Below are 18,761 nucleotides of genomic sequence, written 5' to 3'. Positions count from 1 at the left end.
GGGTTGGTGATGTGGGGTGAAATGCTATTTTTTCATTTCTTCATAGATAAAATGCATGTCACGTACAATTCAGTGATCTAAATCTGCAATTTAAAATACTTTTTCATTTCTGAAAGTAGGCTGTTTTATCAAAAATAAATTTCGTTAATTCAAAGAAACTAACTGTTGTCATGTGAAGTTGTTATTAAAAGAACACAGTACCTTATAATTTGCACTGATTTGAAAAATACGTACTGTGTTGTGGCTCAGTACTAACGTAACACATAGTCGTGTTTTCTAAGCGCCTATGGGGCACAAAGCCCCTAGCTAAATTATCTTAGTTTATTAAATTGAAGGTTCAAGACTTGGTACTATTATTTTTAAAAGTCAGATTAAAACACCCAACCAGATGCGCTTTGCGCACTGCAATGCCATTAATACCGTGGATATCTTTCTATTTATCCTTACTTTCGTTTAAGTAACTATCCATTTTTAACGTGATCTTCTGCAATGGCGCGTTCAGGTTTATGGCGAATGAAATAGGCAAGGGCGATCAAAAAGGTTAGGCATTCACCAATAGGCAGGGCAATGACAAATCGATTATCGTCAAAGAGCATAAACAATGTAATCAATAATGTTGCAGGGAAGATAAGGCTACGACAAATAGAGACAACACCGGACTGAAATGGTAGGTGAATCGCGGTGAGATAGCCAGATATCGCCATGTTTACCCCTGCGAATATAAATATTGGCCACATGTAATAAACAAACTCTATCGCCATCGTAGCGGTTTTTTCCGTGCCTTGGTCATCGAGAAACATCGTGATCAGTGATTCGTTGAAACATAATAAAATCAAGATCGCAATGACACTCACAACGCTGGTTACCAACAAGGTGGTTGCTAATAACTGCTTGGTGCGTGCTACGTTTCGAGCCCCAAAATTTTGGCTGATCATCACTTGTGCGGTGTCTGCAATGGAAAAATAGACCATGAAACCCAACATCAAGAGGTAGTTCAGTACTGTGATCGCTGCAACGCCTTCGATGCCCGCGCGAGAGATGAGTAGTAGGTTGAAAATAAGCGCGATTATTCCTGCTGATATCTCATTAATGAATTCGGATAAGCCGTTATAGGCCGCGTGAAAAATTTCTGACCAGTTGTTTTGTTTTATTGAAAAGTGAAGCTTACGCTTTTTTTTGAAAAAGTAGGCTAATAGCGTTAATAATGGTAATAGTTGCGATAGACCGGTTGCCCAGGCTGCACCACTTAATCCCCAGTCAAAGACGGCGATAAAAAGATAATCAAGCGCAATGTTAAGCACTGCTCCTATTACTAATGCTGTCGATGCCAGTGTTGGGAAACCATCCAGTCTAATAAAGAAATACAGTACAATTGTGCTTAGTTGTGCGACAAAAAAGGGTAGTACCACACGGTAATACTCACTCATTAACGGCGCGAGTATTTCCCCCGCTCCGAGTAAACGAAACAGAATAGGCTCAAGCAGTAGACCAATCGCAATAATGGCAATCGCATACACGATGGTGGCGATCAGGGTTTTACTAAATATTGCTGAGGCTGCGTTTTGTTTTTTTTGTCCCAGAAACTTACCTGCTCTTACCGAACCACCAATCGCGAGCATGAGTCCCACACCAAAGAGCACTGAGAGTAATGGGATGATAAGATTGACCGCTGCGAGTGCCTCGACACCGACAAAGTTGCCAATAAAAATACCATCTACAATGGAAGCTGAACTCATTGCCAGCATGCCAACGGTGGAGGGAAGAAGATACTTTAAAAAAGTGCTAATGATGGGACCATCAAGGGCATTATTATTTTGGCTTTCTATGGTATTCATGTCGTACTCGAATGATTAATAGAGAAAAGTTTAGAGTGGCGAATATTAACTCGCTTAGGCATGAAAGGCCGTTACAGTCATATTGATGCTGACTATAAGTTAAATACCCTGGGGATGTTAGTTAAATATGAAGTTGATATATTTCATTCACTACAAGTAGTTAACTGCCCTTAACACACCTCAGAATCGTAATATGGTAAATGTTCACAACTATCTAACCAATTTATTGTAAGCGAACATTGTAACGAATCAGATCATTAGTTATTAATGACACTTTTTTACTAGTGGCGCATTGGACTTAATCGTTACCCATTTCAATGTTAAATCCGTCATATAGAAGATAAAATTAAATTAAATTAAAGAAAAGCATATGACTAAATTAGCTTTAAAGAAAAGGCTTGAACTGAGCAAGGCGATTGATGATCAGTATCCATAATACTGTGATCCAGTTAGGGTCTCTTCTGTATAGAATATCGAAGATAAAACTGATGGTGTATATATCCGTTATCATTCAGGTTCAAAAATCAACAAGCAGTGAGGTGAACAGATTCTAGGTAGGAAGTTGAAGGTCTAACGGGTTCAATCGATACTTTCTAACAACGAATATGTTTGCCTCAAAACTTGCCCTGCGGGTCGTCAGCTCGAAAACTAATTCATCGTTGCTGTATTTGATAAGGGCTAGCCATTGTCATCATACTGCGCCTTGCCTTGGTATCCGAGCTGGCGATTGAATAAAGCACCTTGAATGGTAACGGGTATAGAAAGGTGAAAAGTCATTTAGAGTTGAGAGACCAACTGACCTTGTTATTGAGGATGGCTCTAAGTTTAGACTAGGGTGAGGCGAACCATTTTATTAGCGAGGATTAAAAGTGCAAAGTGGGGCAGATCTTTCATTTTGCGTTTTTAGACTTTCAGCTACGATCTGGCTTACTACTTTGCCCTCCAATACTAAGTTTACAATCTCGCTAGATACAAAAAGGCTCCGCAATTGCGGAGCCTCATAAACTTTTCGAGCCCTGCTAAATAGCTGGGTTCTATTTGTTTTTTATACGAAGTCTTTACGCATTGGCGTGAAGTTATCGATAAGAATACCTTTTTCAAGACACGTAGCACCGTGCATAACGTTTGGCTCTTTGTAGATAGCATCACCAGCAGTAACGATCTGAGTGTTTTCACCAACAGTGAATTCAAATTTACCAGAAACAACGTAAGTTAGTTGCTCGTGTGGGTGATTGTGCATTGCTGCCACTGTACCAGTTTCGAAATGTACTTCACAAGTCATAATGTTCTCGCTGTATGCTAGAACCTTACGTGAAGGGCCGTTATCAAACTCTTCAAGAACAACGTCTTTATTGTATACAAACATGTTTTCACCTTTTTATTTTCAGTACGACAAAAATATTCTACATTGTTAGGCATTAAACCTTAACAGCTGTTGAGTTACCTCTGTCTATTAATAACAAGCAACTCTCGAAGGGAGAGTTTACCCATGCAATTATCATAGATTAGTATCATTACGTATTAATCATTTTGTATTACAAATGGTAGCATATTTTTCGACACTAGATAAATAATTTAATTTCCTAAAGAAGATCAGGACATGCATATATTTTTTACTGGAACTTGTTGCACCTATTTATGGAACCCTAAAAGTTAATTGGCTGATATAAAGTAGTAAAAAAATAACTAATTGCCTCTTATAATTTTCGCTTAATGAGTTCGCTGAAATGAGAGCATGTCTACAGTTCTGTAGTAACTATATTGGTAGACAAATCATTTTATAATGGGGAGTTTGTTACTGATATTTCTAACTCGTTTAGGGGCACAGAGCGCCTTAGCATATTTGCTCTATTATCGGTTGGAATACCTAATTTATGCTGATTTCCTCTCAATAGAGAGTAGTAGCAAAAAGCAAGATCTGCCCCTATTCTCTTCGTTTGCAAGAAAAACCAGTGCAACACGTAAAAAAGAGAAAAGATCAAGAATTACAAGAAAGTATATCAGTCAAAAGTTTCTGAGTGTCCTGATCTTTATCTTCCAGAGTGTTTTCAGATAGGTACTCACGGTTAATGTTGATCTTCAAACCGTTATGGCTCGTATTGTTATTGTATAAATTAATGTCAATTCAATACTATCAAAGCTAGGGTGAATATTATGTCTAATATCTTATTATCAGCAGTGTTACTGGTTATGTTGTGCGGTGGCGAATATGCCTATGCCAATATAGAAGTGAAGTTTTTGGAAGGAGCGCCAAAAGATAAATTTGTCTTTAAAAATACCAGTGAATGTAATTTACAAAATATTGTTTTGAAAGTGGATCTTTCTAACAGTAAAGGCGGCTTGATATTTGATACAACTGCAGCGGGTCAAGGCGTAGAAGTTTTTCAACCCTTTGAAGTAACAGAGGGAGACTTAGCCTTAACATCTTCAGGAAAAGTGAAAGATGGTGATAAACACTTATCATTGAATGTTAAATCAATTAATGCAAAACAGTCAGTCAGTTTTACAATTGATGTTGACGACACACTGGAGAGAAGCGAATTAGGTAATATCCGAGTGTCCGGTAATGAAATAACCAGTGCGACTGTCGGCATAAAGTTTGATAGTGAAGAACCAACTACGGTTGCATTTAATAAACAAGGTAAAGCACTTATATTGATGACTCAATGCGATGCTTGAGTCTATGTACCTAGAGTATAAAACTGGATAGCCATTAAATATGACGTCGATGCTCCAAGAATTTTCTAGAGTATTGAGTATCAGCTAAAGATACTTGAGATTGGCCAGATTGAATCATAACAAGCTAACTCCTAGATGAAAAAAAGCATCATTAAAAGATAGTTTCATAATATACATTAGTGAAAAGTTAATGGGGGGGCGAGATCTTTTCTGCAGTATTTAAAGTCGTATGGCATTGGATTTTTAATTTTAATGTGGCTTCCTTTAGTTAGTTTTTAGTGTGTTTTAAGAGACTTAAGTATTACTAACTAAGGTGAGGTGATACCTAGGGCTGAATAGGAATGACTTTTTCATTTATTGAGAAAGTAGTGAAACTGACCATCATATTATTTAAATGTTTCTACTCAGAATCAGTTTTTAACTATTTTGGTTAAGTAAAGCTGGAGATCAATTATAGTATCTAAGTTTCTTTTGGGACGAAATCGAGTTGATATTCTAGCTCGCTATGGGGCACATTGCGACTTAGAAATTTTGCTCTATTTATCTATTTATCTGTTTAGGCCTTATTTATGCTAATTATCTCTCAATAGTGAGCTTAATGGCAAAAGGAAAGACTTGATACAATTGTTAAACACTCATCGAAAAGCTTTAAATAGATGAACAGATCATAATGATACTCGTACTTGGTTTATTTTTTACTCTCACGGAAATAGGCGTCATCCCAAAAGGCAGAATGCTGGCCTGGACCATGGATTGACTTTATAACTGACACCACCACGCTTCTAGCACCTTTTGCAGGTATTAACTCCGGAACATGTAATTCTTGCCAACCTTCAATCACTTTGGGATCTGCATGCCTGCCCGATGTGGTATAACGCCCTTTACAATTTAAATCTTGATACCAAGATACTCTGATACGCCCACCACCCGTTTGTGATGATTCAGGATCAGCTTTAAAACGTATGCCTGTTTCAAATACATCCCCTCGGCCTAAGTTAATACATTGACTAAATGCCCCAGTACCAAGTGAGTTAGTTTTGCTGGATAAGCTAGTTTTTAAAGCACCGTGGTTAGTGCCTTCTTCATTAGCTACCCATTGTCCACCGTGCCAGACTCGCCAATGCGCTTTTGAATCAAAAGACGGATTCTTTAAGTAATTGTCACCACGAGGTAAGCTATATTCGCTAGAGAAGCGTAATTCTGCAGGGGTGTTTTTTACGAGTTTAGTTGGGATTAAAGTAATATTATCCCATGCTCCTTGTGCTAATTCAGGCGCATAAAAAAAACCAAAAAAAGAAAGTAGTTCAGACCACCATTTTTCTAGGAGCGATAGCTCAATTGCAGATGTTCTTTGATTCTGAACAAGGGTTAGCTGCACTGACTTAGCATTTAATGCTGCCTTAATTGATCCATCATGCAATGTTTGCCAGCCTAGTGTTTTTTTGGGCTGTAGGTAGGTGCCATACTGGCCGCCTTGGTCACATTTCCCCCCTTCGTACCACACTAGGTTAAGTCGGTGCCCATAGGCAATGATGGGTGATTTTTGATAATTAAAATCAGCTCTGACCTCAAACTCTTCGGCATTACCAATGGCAACACATTGAGAAGCTTGTATTTGATTGTTGTACCCATTATCTTCGATATAAGTGGCTTGCATCAGCAAGAATGAAGATTGATTGGTATTGCTTCCAGCCATTATTTTAGCTTCTGTGGGTAGCAACCAGCCATCAATATTAACTTCAAACCCTGGGTTTAATAAAAGGTTATCTCCCAAAACTACCGTGTTAGCAAAAGAAAACGTACTCTGACAGAGAAGAATAACGCCTAAAAGGTGGAATTTAATCATCATTTTCTTAAATCGTAGAGTTAATTTTTTATTTATCATAAAGAGCTGAATAGCCATAAAAATGCAAAAGCAGAAACTTACATCAAAGCCTACACATTAAAATATCTCTAATGTAGATATATGTGTACTTTGTGGGATTAATCACTGCATTTTCAAAAAAATATAGTAATGAGGCAATGAGCATAACTAGAAATAATAATGGGTATGGTCTTTAATTTTGAATTGCAAAATCTAAATTGATTTTCTATTTCGCAATGGGGGCGAGCGAGTTACTTCTTGAACTTATTATTTTTGGGCGCGTTTTTGGATCAAACGTAATTTATGGCATGTATGAATATATTTATATTCACTAACTACACCTACTATGTGCATTTTAAACTTAAGTGAGTCATTACTACGTTTGTGGGCTTTGAATTGAATGGTCTCCTCACAGGGACTCGAACCCCGATCATCCGCTTAGGAGGCGGGTGCTCTATCCTGTTGAGCTATGAAGAGATTTATCTAGTATATCAACTATTTAACACGTGCTACATCATTAATTTGAATATTGTCTAATGGGTGGTTATCGACCGGCTGTATCAGCGCGCTGTTATTGCCTATCTCTACCACCTTCATGGTGCTTGGGTATTGATTTATTGAGCTGCGTTCAATGCCAAATTGATCTTTCTGGCTGCTTGAATGAAATAACGATAATAGGCTGTCATGTTTTAGGCCGTTATGTTTTCCAAGATTAATTTGTACGCTATTACTTTTTACTGATATCACTTTTGCTGTTGGCTGTAGACATTGTAGTTGCGCCGTTAGGTCTGTATTGACCTCATCAAGTAGCGAGAGAATTGCTTGCCCATAATCTTTTTTCCAAAAGGCTTTGCTTTGAAGGTTAGCTTGCTCATGTTGGTTATATTGCCAGTCGGCTTGTGTGCGGTACTGCTTGCTAGAAACTAAGTGTCCCTGCAACGCGTCATAAAGGTACACGGTGAGGTGAAAGTAGCGAGTGGGATCGCTGATCCAGTAAGATAAGCTATTTTTACTTTTAAACTGTACCGAGATGTCATTAATTTCGCCATACACAATAAATTGACTGTCACTGGTTGTTGCTAATGCGTGCAGCGTGTCTGTCTGGTTATTATTTTGGTATTGAGTTCCTAGCTTAACTGGTGAGTCAATAAACTGGCGTACATTGAGTATTTGTGGAGAAAGCTGGAGTTGGTTAAAGAGGGTTTTGCTGATCAGCTGGTGGATATCAAAAATACGGCCGTCGACTGCTTGTTCGGGGGTATTTAATTTGAAACGGGTAAGGGCAATCGATTTTGGAAAGTGGCTGCCTTCACAGCTTGCTGCTGATTGTTGAATGTCGACTTTAATGGTGATATCTAAGCGTTGATTGCCTTTTTCTTCTTTAATAATCGCCAGTGCTTTTATTTCCCCTTCACTATTTAATACTAATTTATTATCGACTAATACGCCGTTTTTGACTTGTTGCAGGCTAGAGATCGCTCCTCCAGAGAAAAGTAGCGCATTTTTTACCGCTTTTTTAAGTGCATCTTCACGAGCACCTTCCCAATTACCATCGTTCACAACCGCTGTTGCTGATGACTCAAACCACTGAGCTTGTGTGATGCTAGAAAAAATAAGTAGGAAAAATAAAGCATAGCTATTCATGGAATGACCTTGATTGAATGTTTAACCTGCTAAACAAAGCAAAATGTATACCACTAGCTTGATATTTTTGTTTTATTTATTCTATTGACGATTAAAGTTATCTGTTTTTATGCCGATAAACTCTTTGAATTAATCAATAATCATATTCTTCAAGGCAGGCATCGATGAAAAAAATATTACTTATCACCGCAGCTCTTTTATTGTTGCAGGGATGTACGCTGATAACGCACAAAGGCAATACCGAGAAAGATGCTAATAAACCAGAAGTAACGGTGAATAGCCAAGGTCAAAATAACCATGATTATCTGTATTATTATGTAACACATTCAGTGAATACTGCTGATAATCAAGAACAAGCGGTGATGCAAACAGAGTCTAATGGTTTCGGTCAACGCTATTCATTTAATGGTGAGAAGTCACTGTTATTGTCTGAAGTGGTGAGTAAAATGGCTGACCAACTTTTATATAATTTCCCTAAGCAATACCATAATCAACCCATCGCACTGACCTCTATTGTTGATTTGAATGACCACTCAGTGACAAACTGGCTTGGACAAACTGTTTCTGAGCAATTTTTTCACGAGTTACATATTCGCCATTTACGTGTTATCGATTTTAAATTAACGGGTAATATCCAGTTAGTTGAAACCGGAGAGTTTGCTTTAACGCGTGATTGGAAGAAGTTAAACAAAAACTTAGATGTACAGCGTATATTGACAGGTACTATGTCGCGTAATGAAGAAGGGGTTATTTTCAATATACGAATCGTTAATGCGAAATCAAATCTGGTTGAATCAACCAGCAGTGCATTTGTTCCACATAATATGTTTGTCGGTGGTGAGTACAATGCTCAAAGTAAAAAATATCTCGCACGTGATAGCCGTTTTATTAACAAAAGTAGCGCACAAGTTCAGTTAGTTAGATAAACTAACAATTCGATTAATTAAAGTCTGTTATATATTGGTCATTGGATCACTTCTTGCTTGGTTAGTGATTATTAATCAAGTAAGGAAACTGTCATGAAATCTTATCTATCTGCATTATTACTACTCTCTCTGCTCTCAGCTTGTACCTATCCAATAGACACGCCTGAGCCCGAGAGTAATATCCTTTACACCTTTCATTCTGTTGGCGCTGCACCTATTGAAGGGCAATCCGGTAAGACCTTTGAATTAAAAATGTTAAATGCGATTAAAGCGTCAAAAATTGAAGCTTATAAAGAGATGGCAGAGCAAATATATGGGGTTTTATTGACGGCTGAGAATAGTGTTGAAGGGGCATATTTAGGCGATGATAGAATAAAAATGAGTGTAAAAGGGTTAGTAAAAGGTGCGAGGGTATTAAAAAGTTACCATGAGGGCGACCTTTATATTACTGAGCTAGAGCTTAAGATGGAAAGCTTACCTTATTTAACCAATACTCAGTATAGTGATCACGGTACTTCAGTTATTAAGGTGCAAGAGGGAATTTACTATTAATGCTTTGTGCCGTTAAGCTTGAATGTTTTTACCGAGAAGTCGACCACTTTGCAGTGATCCTTTTTGGTTGTAGGTTACGCTATTTTGGCCTTTAGCCTGGGTCATTATTTGCATCAGGTGCTTGTTACTTTTCATGCTTAATGCGACCAATTTACCATTCATATTATTCATTTTTTGACAGTGTTGCAGTTCTGTTTCAAGTGTACTTCTTAGTGTACTTAGTTCATCACTGGCATTTATTTGCTGTAAATTTTCTGCGTTAGTTAATTGTCTATCGAGTGTTGCAATAGTTTGCAGTGATTTCTGTTTATTAAACAAGGTATCGTTAAATGAGCTGAAATCTTTTTCTGTCAGGCAACGCTTTTCCTCTTCAAGCAGTACTTGCAGAGAATTGAGGTTTTTTAATTGTTGCGCTAACTTTTCTAGTAACATAATCCTACTTCTTTGTTAGGCAAATGCCTCTCCAAACTCACCTTCAAATTTACTGAGTTTCTCAGCTAATCGTTCAGTATTAATTTTGTAATCGCCATTTAAGATCGCAGCTTTAAGTGTTTCTACACGTTGTTTGTTCACTTGTGGTTCGCTTGCAGTTTCCATTTTTTTTAAATTCTGTGCTTGTGCTGTTAGTTGCACAGAGTCTCTGTTTTTTTCGCTGCTCGCGACCGCTGGTTGCTTAGCATCTTGTTTTACTTGAGCTTTGTTTTGCTCAACAACAATGCTTTTTTGTGTCGCTTGGCGATTAATATTTATGCTCATAATTATCTTCCAAAAAGATTACATATTAATAATGTCGGCATGTTTAACGAATTCTTTAATGATTTTAGCGTTAATTTCAATAAAAGAGTAACTATTTCTAGAATGAAACTTTTACTTCTTTGAGGCCGGTAACAGTCGCGACGATGATGCGTTGTGTGCGGCTATTTTTAACCCTTACCGTACCGCCAATATTGGCATCAGAGAGGGCGATTCCTGAGGCTTTAATCGATAAACCTACATTAGTTGCATAGATAGAGACTTTATCGTCTTTACAAACAAAACAGACATCTCTGTCACGGATCACTTTGTCGGCGCTTAAGTTACGTTTTAAGCGTGTGCCGTAAAGTGACTCTGGTGAAATAAACCCCCCATTACGAATCAGTGTTTTATCCATATACACCGCGGTTACATTGTCTTGATTGAGGGTTTGGCCTTTGCTGACACCGGTGGTCACCACCGCTGTTTTTTGCAATACATTGACTCTTACGCGTAGGTAATTTGTCCAAGGCGTTTCATCTAGGCAGCTTATTTTTACTGAGGTATTTCTTTTTATACTGTCGTTGACTATTTCACCGATCAGCTCTGTTTGGCACTGTGGGTAGTTAAGGCGATTATCTAGTGGGGCGACCTGCAGATCTAATTTTTCATTGTTATTAAGTTCATTTTGTGAATTATATTTATCAAAAACAAGCTTTTGAGCAAAGTTTTCTAACTCATTTCGATAATTACTATCAGAGAAACTATAAGAGCATATTAAACTACTGAGCAGAAATAAAAAACGTATCAAAATAGTGACCTTTTGTAAGCAGTTATTACTGCAATATAGTGTGTTCATAATTATGTAAACACTGATATTATAGGACTATTATCTTGTGCATGGCTACAAATTATAAGGAAGTTAATATGGCTGGCTTGTTAGACTCGGTGAATCAACGCACGCAATTGGTAGGACAAAATAGGCTTGAACTATTATTGTTCAAATTAGGCGGTATTCAGCGCTACGGTATTAATGTATTTAAAGTTAAAGAGGTTTTACAGTGCCCACCATTAACCGTCTTACCTAAACTTCATCCCGCGATTCGTGGTATTGCTCATATCAGAGGGCAAACTATATCGGTTATCGATATGAACTTGGCGACTGGAGGGCGTGCAATAGAAAATATTGAAGAGCGCTTTATTATTATTACCGAGTACAATCGCTCAATTCAAGGTTTTTTAGTGGGCTCTGTTGAGCGTATTATCAATATCAATTGGGAAAATATTTTACCCCCGCCAAATGGTGTTGGTCGTTATAATTACTTAACTGCTGTGACCGAAATTGATGGCTCACTAGTTGAAATTTTAGATGTAGAAAAAATCCTCGATGAAATAGCGCCAGTGAACACTGAAGTGACTGCAGAAGTGATCGATGATCACATTCAGGAAAAAATGGCTAATAAAAAAATCCTTGTTGCCGATGACTCCTCTGTAGCCAGAAAACAGATTCAACGTGCAATTAGTGCATTAGGTATTGAGTGTGATCTTGTAAAAGATGGTAAAGAAGCACTTGAGCTATTAAAAGAAATCTCTAAAACCCAACCTGTAATAGATCGCTACGCATTAATGATCTCTGATGTAGAGATGCCTGAAATGGATGGTTATACGTTAACTGCTGAAGTGAAAAATAATCCAGATCTCTCTGATCTGCATATTATTTTACACACTTCTTTGAGTGGTATTTTTAATCAAGCGATGGTGGAGAAGGTCGGGGCAGATGATTTTATTGCAAAATTCAACCCCGATGAGTTAGCGACAGCAGTACAAAGGGTGATTAATTTAGATCACCCAAAATAATAATTAATAAGTGAGAAACTATTTGTGAGAGCCCTTTCTGATGACATATACAAGCAATTTTCCGACTTCTTAGAGGTGCAATGTGGGATCGTATTAGGGGCAAATAAGCAGTACTTAGTAAAAAGTAGATTAATTCCTTTAATGACTAAATTTTCTATTGTTAAACTTTCTGATTTAATCCAACAGTCAATGAGTTATAAAAATAGAGAGTTAAGGACTGCGGTTGTTGATGCGATGACAACCAATGAAACCTTATGGTTTCGTGATCGTTATCCTTTTGAACTGCTAAGTAATAAAATTTATCCAGAGATATTAGCGAAGAAAAAGAATATTAAAATATGGTCTGCAGCCAGTTCTTCTGGTCAGGAAGCCTATTCGATAGCGATGACCTCCACTGAGTATCAAAAAAAGAAGTCGGTACTGGGGATGAACGTCCAGATTTTAGGGACAGATATCTCTAATACGATGTTAGCTCAATGTAAATCAGGTGTTTATGACACACTTGCTTTATCACGTGGTTTGTCTGATGAACGTAAAAGACTTTTTTTTGAACGACTGGATGATGGTGCAGGAAAGATGCAAATTAAGCCTGAAGTCAAAAAAATGACAAACTTCAGAAGCTATAACTTGTTAGATAGCTACGCAGGCTTAGGGAAGTTCGATATTATCTTTTGCCGTAATGTTTTAATCTATTTTTCTAGTGAAGTTAAATCGCTTATTTTGAATCAGTTTGCTGGTGCGTTAAATCCTGGAGGATACCTTATTTTAGGCGCCTCTGAGTCGCTAACCGGGCTAACAGATAAATTTGAAATGGTAAGATGTAACCCTGGTATCATCTATCAACTTAAAAACTAGCCATAGTATTGCCTCTTTGTAATAAGAGAGGCAATTATTGCCTCTCTTATTACCCCCGCAATTACTTTTAACCTTATAGCGATAGCCTCTTTTTATCATATTCAGAATATAACCCCTGCATAACACTATACGACCTAATGCTATTTCGCATAACTACCCGCTCTGTGGGGAATTCAAAGAATAGTGAGTTACGTGCATTCAATGGTAATAACCCGTTATTACTCAATTCTACGCCTTATTTTTCCTCAACAAACCCTGAACACAACCGTATGTTGAAGGGGGAAGTAAATCATTTAGATTGATATCCACCACTCTCTTTACATCGTAAGGGATAAAAACAAGATTGTTTTTTTATTCTGGCACATGCTTTGCATAGTTTGATCTATAGGAGAAATTTATGGCGATTAACTTTGAAAAAGCATTTGGTATTCATCAGCATACGCTTGGTGTTCGTTCTCGTAGAACAGAAGTACTAGCGGGAAATATTGCTAATGCAGATACACCTGGCTATAAAGCGCGAGATATCGATTTTAAAGATGCATTACAAAATGCAAAATCTAGATCGGGTGTGTTTTTAGAGCGTACTCATAGTAGTCATAAATCTGCTCAATCTTTTTCAATGGCCCAATCTGGTGAGTTGTTTCGAGTAGGAAATCAACCTGATACAGGTGATGGTAATACGGTAGATACAGAAGTTGAACGTAACTTGTTTATGAAAAACAGTATGGAATATCAAGCGAGTTTAGATTTCTTAAACAGTAAAATTTCAGGCCTTCGCAAAGCGATTAAAGGCCAATAAGTGGTACGAGGATAGTTTTTATGAGCTTATTAAGAGTATTAGATGTTTCGGCAACGGGCATGAGTGCGCAGTCTCTTCGTTTAAATACCACTGCCAGTAACTTAGCCAATGCGAATAGCGTAAGTAGTAATCGTGAAGAAACCTATAAGGCACGTCACCCAGTATTTGCTGCAGAATTAAATCGCGCAAAAGGTGGATTAGCGAGTAGTGTGGGTGTCAAGGTGCAGGGAATTGTAGAAAGTGCCGCACCGCTTAATCAGGAGTATGCACCTAATCATCCTAAATCAGATGAGAATGGCTTTATTTACCACTCGAATGTCAATGTAATGGAAGAGATGGCCAATATGATCAGTGCTTCACGCTCTTACCAAACCAATGTACAAATAGCAGATGCTGCAAAACAGATGTTAAGTCGAACATTGCAAATGGGCAAAAGCTAAGGGGTGAGCTATGAGTACAATTAATCCATCGCTAAATCTTACTAAGCCACTGACCGCAGAGCAGGTCGCAGCTAATAATGAGATTGATGGAAAGCAGAAGTTACAACAAGAAGACTTCTTTGCACTGCTCTCGCAGCAGTTAGCTTATCAAGACCCATTCAAACCTGTTGAAAATACAGAGATGATTGCACAAATGGCATCCTTTACCACAGCGGAAGGGATCAGCACCATGGGAACTGAGTTTGCGGGCATGAAAGAAGTATTGAGCTCAAGCCAAGCGCTGCAGGCATCATCGTTGGTGGGTAAAAAAGTATTGATCCCAAGTAATACCGGCTTTCTTGCCGAAAGTGGTGGTATCGATGCATCAATCAATACCACAACAGGTGCTTACAATAGCATGGTCACTGTTGAGAATAGTGATGGCGTTGTGGTGCGTTCGATTAGCCTTGGTGATATCGGCGCGGGTAATAAGCGTTTTTCTTGGGATGGCCTTAATAATGATGGTGAGCGCCTACCTGAAGATACTTATACCCTAAAGGCTAATGGGATGGTGAATGGTGAAGGTGAAGAATTAGTTGTCGCAAACTACGCACACGTTGAAAGTGTCAGTTTGGGCGGAGGTCGAGCGAATGTGCATTTAAACCTTAAAGGGTTAGGTGGCATTGAGCTTTCGGATGCAATTGAAGTTGCAGAAAATAAATAATAGGGAAATATTATGTCTTTTAATATTGCATTAAGTGGAATATCTGCCGCACAAAAAGATTTAGATTCAACGGCAAACAACATCTCTAACGTAAATACGGTTGGCTTTAAAGAGTCGCGCGCAGAGTTTCAAAGTGTGTATGCGAACTCGCTTTTCTCTAACAGTAAAACAAAGACGGGCGACGGTGCTTCCGTTGCCGCCGTTGCGCAGCAATTTCATCAAGGTAGTTTGAAGTTTACGGAAAATCCTTTAGATTTAGCGATTACGGGTAGTGGTTTTTTTGCTACCGCGGGTAATTTAGATGATCGTAGTCTGAGCTACACACGTTCAGGTACCTTCAAACTGAACAATGAAAATTTTATTGTTGATAATAGCGGTAATTATCTACAGGCATTTCCAGTGAATGCCGATGGTACTTCTTCTTCAGTGAGTGTGAGTACAACTCAGCCGATTCAAATTCCAGAGACAGCGGGAACCCCGGTGAAAACCTCTGAAGTTGGGGTGACATTGAATTTACCTGCTGGTGATGAAACCTATGATCCGGCCAATTTTGATCCGAATGACCCTTCTACTTATAATAATTCTACCTCGGTCACTGTTTATGACTCATTAGGCGAAGCACACATCATGAGCACGTATTATGTTAAGCCGGAAGGCGCATCTTACAGTGGCGAAAGTAACTGGGTTGCTTTCATGACGATGTCGAAGGATGGTGAAACAGTGGGTATTGATGCTTGGGATGGTACCAATGGACCTATAACAAGCCAGTATCAAAAAGATACAACGGGAGATGGGGTTGCAGATGCGAACGCTAATGCAACTTATACTGATGCCAATGGTGCAACACGTACCGGTGTGGTTTTAAACTTTGATGATGTGGGTGGTTATAAAGGTAATACGCCTGCGAATTTAACCTTTGCTCCATTGGGTATCAACGGTGCTGGGGTACTTGACCCAGGTGCTGATGGTGCACAACAGTTAACCTTGAATTTTAAAGAGCCGACTCAATTTGCCTCTTCATTTGAAGTAACAGCATTAGAGCAAGATGGTTTAACGGTAGGGCGATTAACCGGTGTTGAAGTCGGTGATGATGGCTTAGTAAAAGCGACTTATAGTAATGGTACATCGCAACCATTATCACGCGTTGCGATTGTTCGTTTTCGTAATGAACAAGGTTTAGCACAAACTGGCTCATCATGGATAGCCTCACAAAACTCTGGAGACCCGATTGCTGGCGAAGCGGCATCTGGCTCTTTTGGTTCGATTAATTCAGCCGCGCTAGAGCAATCAAACGTCAATTTAACGACGGAATTGGTCGACTTGATTACCGCACAACGTAATTTCCAAGCAAACTCGCGTGCATTAGAGATAAATAATACCCTGCAGCAAACCATTCTACAGATCAGATAACCTACTGTTTTATCTACTTAGCCAATAAAAATGCACCTTTTCAGGTGCATTTTTGTTTTTATGGCACTTATATTTTCAATTGGCACACCTTTTGCATTTCAACCTATCTCGGTCCCTCAATAAATACATATTGAATTCGTCGCTTAAGGAGTGCAAATGGATAAGTTTCTTTACATCTCAATGTCTGGTGCTAAAGAGAGTATGAATGCTTTAGCGATTCACTCTAATAATATTGCTAACGCCAATAAAACTGGCTTTAAATCAAGCTTTGAGCAAGCGCGCAGTATGCAAGTTTATGGTGAGGGACAACCTTCTCGCGTTTTTGCTGTAACGGAAGAGGCGGGACAAAATTTTGAAAGTGGTGCCTTACAAAGTACGGGGCGCGACTTAGATATCTCAATCCAAGGTGATGGCTGGTTTACGGTTGAAAGTGATCTGGGTGGGGAGGCGATGACGCGTTCTGGAGGGCTTAATATTAATCAGCAAGGTTTTTTGATTAATAATAAAGGTAATCAAGTACTTGATGTTCAAGGCCAGCCCATTTTTATTCCATTGCCAGTTGAAAAATTCAATATTCGTCAAGATGGTATGGTTGAAGTGAGACCTGAAGGCGCACCTGCTGAAGCAATGGAAGAAGTTGCACAAATTAAACTCGTTAACCCAAATGTAAAAGATCTTGTGCGTGGCGAAGATGGATTATTTAGGCGTGCTGATGGTGCTGACGCGCTATTGGACCCGACGGTACGTATACAAAATGGCACGCTAGAAGCGTCTAATGTGAATGTAAGTAGTGAGTTAACCAGTTTAATTAACTTGCAACGACATTTTGAAATGCAGATAAAAATGATGAAAAACGCTGAAGAGATCGATAAAAGTTCTGAATCTCTATTACGTGTTGTTTAACGATCATTTAATTTCAAAAATTTAAGGAGAAATATATGCATCCCGCTTTATGGATAAGTAAGACAGGTTTAGATTCTCAACAAACAAATGTAGCGACCATCTCTAATAACTTGGCCAATGCAAGTACGGTAGGTTTCAAAAAGAGCCGTGCAGTGTTTGAAGATTTACTCTATCAAAATATCAATCAGCCGGGTGCAAATGCGACTCAAGATACCAAATTGCCATCGGGTTTAATGATTGGCGCGGGTGCTAAAGTTGTTGCTGTTCAGAAAAACTTCTCTCAAGGTAATGCACTGACGACCAATAATTCATTAGATTTAATGGTTGATGGGCGTGGCTTCTTTGAGATAGAGATGCCTGATGGGAGCTCATCGTTTACACGTAATGGTCAGTTTCAGTTAAATGAAGACGGGGTTATTGTTACCCCTGGCTCTGGTTATCCATTAGTACCACAAGTTCAAATTCCTAATGATGCGCAGTCGATCAGTGTCGGTGCTGAAGGTGAAGTATCAGTGCGTATCGCAGGGCAAGTAGAAAACCAAGTAGTTGGTCAGCTTAATGTTAATGATTTTGTTAACCCATCTGGGCTACAACCATTAGGGGAGAACTTATACTCTGAAACAGGGGCAAGTGGTGCCGCGCTGCAAGGCGTTCCGGGTGCTGATGGCATGGGCTTTATACGCCAAGGCATGTTAGAGACCTCTAATGTAAATGTGACCGAAGAGTTAGTGAACCTTATTGAGAGTCAGCGTGTTTATGAGATGAACTCAAAAGTAATTTCTGCAGTTGATGAGATGCTTTCTTACGTAAGCCAGCAATTATAATCGGAGGCGTTATGGTTAACTTTATTTTATTAATAGGTTTAGCTGTCGTTACAGGTTGTACCTCTTTACCTAATGCAGAAGTAAAAAATGATCCTGAGTTTGCCCCTGTTGAACCAATGGAGCCAAGTGTTGAGATGATTAATACGGGTTCAATGTTTCAAGAGAACTTTGGTAATAATCTTTATTCTGATATTAAAGCACATCGTGTTGGCGATATTATTACAGTCTATTTGGAAGAGGCGACTTCAGCCAGTAAAAATGCAGGCACCAGTCAAGAGAAGAAAAATAGCTATGATTTGGGTATTGATCAAACGCTCTTTCCTTCTAAGGGTAGTTCACCGCTCACCATCTCAGGTGGTAGTGCGGGTTTAAATCAAAGCAGCAAATTTGAAGGGGATGCAGACGCAGACCAAAGTAATAATTTGCAAGGCAGCATTTCGGTGAATATCGTACGTGTTTTAAATAATGGTAACCTTATGATTCGCGGTGAGAAGTGGTTGATGCTCAATAATGGTGAAGAATATGTACGTATCAAAGGGGTGGTTCGTTCTGAAGATGTTAGCTCTGATAACACGATTTCATCACGCAGAGTTGCTAACGCACGCATTCAATACGGTGGTACCGGTGACTTTGCTAATACCCAAAAGCAAGGGTGGTTAACTTCATTTTTCTCAGGGCCATATTGGCCTATCTAATCGGTTAATCTAATTTATCGAGTGTGTATTGCTCAAGGGGCAC

At 38.8% G+C, this 18,761-nt stretch carries 19 protein-coding genes and 1 tRNA gene; 12 read left to right on the top strand and 8 right to left on the bottom strand.

Annotated features, from left to right (window positions below):
* Positions 1-461: 461 nt before the first annotated feature.
* Positions 462-1,835 (bottom strand): MATE family efflux transporter, encoded by a 1,374-nt coding sequence (locus QQK09_RS01955; protein WP_284202425.1) that lies wholly within the window; start codon positions 1,833-1,835, stop codon positions 462-464.
* A gap of 1,045 nt (positions 1,836-2,880) precedes the next feature.
* Positions 2,881-3,201: a cupin domain-containing protein gene (locus tag QQK09_RS01950; RefSeq protein ID WP_284202424.1), complete on the bottom strand. Its 321-nt coding sequence runs from the start codon at positions 3,199-3,201 to the stop codon at positions 2,881-2,883.
* Positions 3,202-3,989: 788 nt separating this feature from the next.
* Here QQK09_RS01950 and QQK09_RS01945 point away from each other — a divergent pair.
* Positions 3,990-4,514, top strand: coding sequence for a hypothetical protein (locus tag QQK09_RS01945; protein ID WP_284202423.1), 525 nt, complete (start codon positions 3,990-3,992; stop codon positions 4,512-4,514).
* 688 nt (positions 4,515-5,202) lie between these two features.
* On the opposite strand, the gene QQK09_RS01940 is transcribed toward QQK09_RS01945, so the two are convergent.
* From QQK09_RS01940 to QQK09_RS01930, 3 genes are all read right to left on the bottom strand, one after another.
* The gene (locus QQK09_RS01940) at positions 5,203-6,363 is read right to left on the bottom strand and encodes a hypothetical protein (protein WP_284202422.1); all 1,161 of its coding nucleotides are present in this window, start codon (positions 6,361-6,363) and stop codon (positions 5,203-5,205) included.
* A gap of 416 nt (positions 6,364-6,779) precedes the next feature.
* Positions 6,780-6,855: transfer RNA gene (locus tag QQK09_RS01935), tRNA-Arg, on the bottom strand.
* Positions 6,856-6,873: 18 nt separating this feature from the next.
* Positions 6,874-8,022, bottom strand: a complete 1,149-nt coding sequence (locus tag QQK09_RS01930; RefSeq protein ID WP_284202421.1) for a flagellar assembly protein T N-terminal domain-containing protein — start codon at positions 8,020-8,022, stop codon at positions 6,874-6,876.
* Positions 8,023-8,186: 164 nt separating this feature from the next.
* Here QQK09_RS01930 and QQK09_RS01925 point away from each other — a divergent pair, with 164 nt between their 5' ends.
* Positions 8,187-8,948 (top strand): FlgO family outer membrane protein, encoded by a 762-nt coding sequence (locus QQK09_RS01925; RefSeq protein WP_284202420.1) that lies wholly within the window; start codon positions 8,187-8,189, stop codon positions 8,946-8,948.
* Positions 8,949-9,041: 93 nt separating this feature from the next.
* The gene (locus QQK09_RS01920) at positions 9,042-9,500 is read left to right on the top strand and encodes an LPP20 family lipoprotein (RefSeq protein WP_284202419.1); all 459 of its coding nucleotides are present in this window, start codon (positions 9,042-9,044) and stop codon (positions 9,498-9,500) included.
* 12 nt (positions 9,501-9,512) lie between these two features.
* On the opposite strand, the gene QQK09_RS01915 is transcribed toward QQK09_RS01920, so the two are convergent.
* The 3 genes from QQK09_RS01915 to flgA all read right to left on the bottom strand — a co-directional run bounded on the left by QQK09_RS01915 (position 9,513) and on the right by flgA (position 11,043).
* Positions 9,513-9,932, bottom strand: a complete 420-nt coding sequence (locus tag QQK09_RS01915; protein WP_284202418.1) for a flagella synthesis protein FlgN — start codon at positions 9,930-9,932, stop codon at positions 9,513-9,515.
* 15 nt (positions 9,933-9,947) lie between these two features.
* Positions 9,948-10,256 carry a flagellar biosynthesis anti-sigma factor FlgM gene (flgM, locus tag QQK09_RS01910; RefSeq protein WP_284202417.1) on the bottom strand — a complete coding sequence of 103 codons (309 nt, stop codon included), beginning with the start codon at positions 10,254-10,256 and terminating at the stop codon, positions 9,948-9,950.
* A 97-nt stretch (positions 10,257-10,353) separates the two neighbouring features.
* On the bottom strand, positions 10,354-11,043 hold the full coding sequence (flgA, locus tag QQK09_RS01905) for a flagellar basal body P-ring formation chaperone FlgA (RefSeq protein ID WP_284202416.1): 690 nt from the start codon (positions 11,041-11,043) through the stop codon (positions 10,354-10,356).
* Between the two features lie 116 nt (positions 11,044-11,159).
* On the opposite strand from flgA, the gene QQK09_RS01900 reads away from it, so the two are divergent.
* From QQK09_RS01900 to flgH, 9 genes are all read left to right on the top strand, one after another.
* On the top strand, positions 11,160-12,089 hold the full coding sequence (locus tag QQK09_RS01900) for a chemotaxis protein CheV (protein WP_284202415.1): 930 nt from the start codon (positions 11,160-11,162) through the stop codon (positions 12,087-12,089).
* A 24-nt stretch (positions 12,090-12,113) separates the two neighbouring features.
* Positions 12,114-12,944, top strand: coding sequence for a CheR family methyltransferase (locus QQK09_RS01895; RefSeq protein WP_284202414.1), 831 nt, complete (start codon positions 12,114-12,116; stop codon positions 12,942-12,944).
* Between the two features lie 397 nt (positions 12,945-13,341).
* Positions 13,342-13,743 carry a flagellar basal body rod protein FlgB gene (gene flgB / locus QQK09_RS01890; protein WP_284202413.1) on the top strand — a complete coding sequence of 134 codons (402 nt, stop codon included), beginning with the start codon at positions 13,342-13,344 and terminating at the stop codon, positions 13,741-13,743.
* Positions 13,744-13,763: 20 nt separating this feature from the next.
* The gene (gene flgC / locus QQK09_RS01885) at positions 13,764-14,183 is read left to right on the top strand and encodes a flagellar basal body rod protein FlgC (RefSeq protein WP_284202412.1); all 420 of its coding nucleotides are present in this window, start codon (positions 13,764-13,766) and stop codon (positions 14,181-14,183) included.
* Positions 14,184-14,193: 10 nt separating this feature from the next.
* Entirely contained in the window at positions 14,194-14,886 is a 693-nt protein-coding gene (locus QQK09_RS01880) for a flagellar hook assembly protein FlgD (RefSeq protein ID WP_284202411.1), read from the top strand.
* Between the two features lie 12 nt (positions 14,887-14,898).
* A complete protein-coding gene (gene flgE, locus QQK09_RS01875; RefSeq protein ID WP_284202410.1) occupies positions 14,899-16,296 on the top strand; it encodes a flagellar hook protein FlgE in 1,398 nt (465 codons plus the stop codon).
* A gap of 156 nt (positions 16,297-16,452) precedes the next feature.
* A complete protein-coding gene (locus tag QQK09_RS01870) occupies positions 16,453-17,199 on the top strand; it encodes a flagellar basal body rod protein FlgF (RefSeq protein ID WP_284202409.1) in 747 nt (248 codons plus the stop codon).
* Positions 17,200-17,234: 35 nt separating this feature from the next.
* The gene (gene flgG / locus QQK09_RS01865; protein ID WP_284202408.1) at positions 17,235-18,023 is read left to right on the top strand and encodes a flagellar basal-body rod protein FlgG; all 789 of its coding nucleotides are present in this window, start codon (positions 17,235-17,237) and stop codon (positions 18,021-18,023) included.
* A gap of 11 nt (positions 18,024-18,034) precedes the next feature.
* Positions 18,035-18,718: a flagellar basal body L-ring protein FlgH gene (gene flgH, locus QQK09_RS01860; protein WP_284202407.1), complete on the top strand. Its 684-nt coding sequence runs from the start codon at positions 18,035-18,037 to the stop codon at positions 18,716-18,718.
* Positions 18,719-18,761 lie beyond the last annotated feature (43 nt).

The organism is Psychromonas marina (assembly GCF_030161115.1).
GTDB classification, from domain to species: Bacteria; Pseudomonadota; Gammaproteobacteria; order Enterobacterales; family Psychromonadaceae; genus Psychromonas; species Psychromonas marina.
Note: the sequence above shows the minus strand (reverse complement) of the source record. Positions and strands in the feature narration are given on the sequence as shown.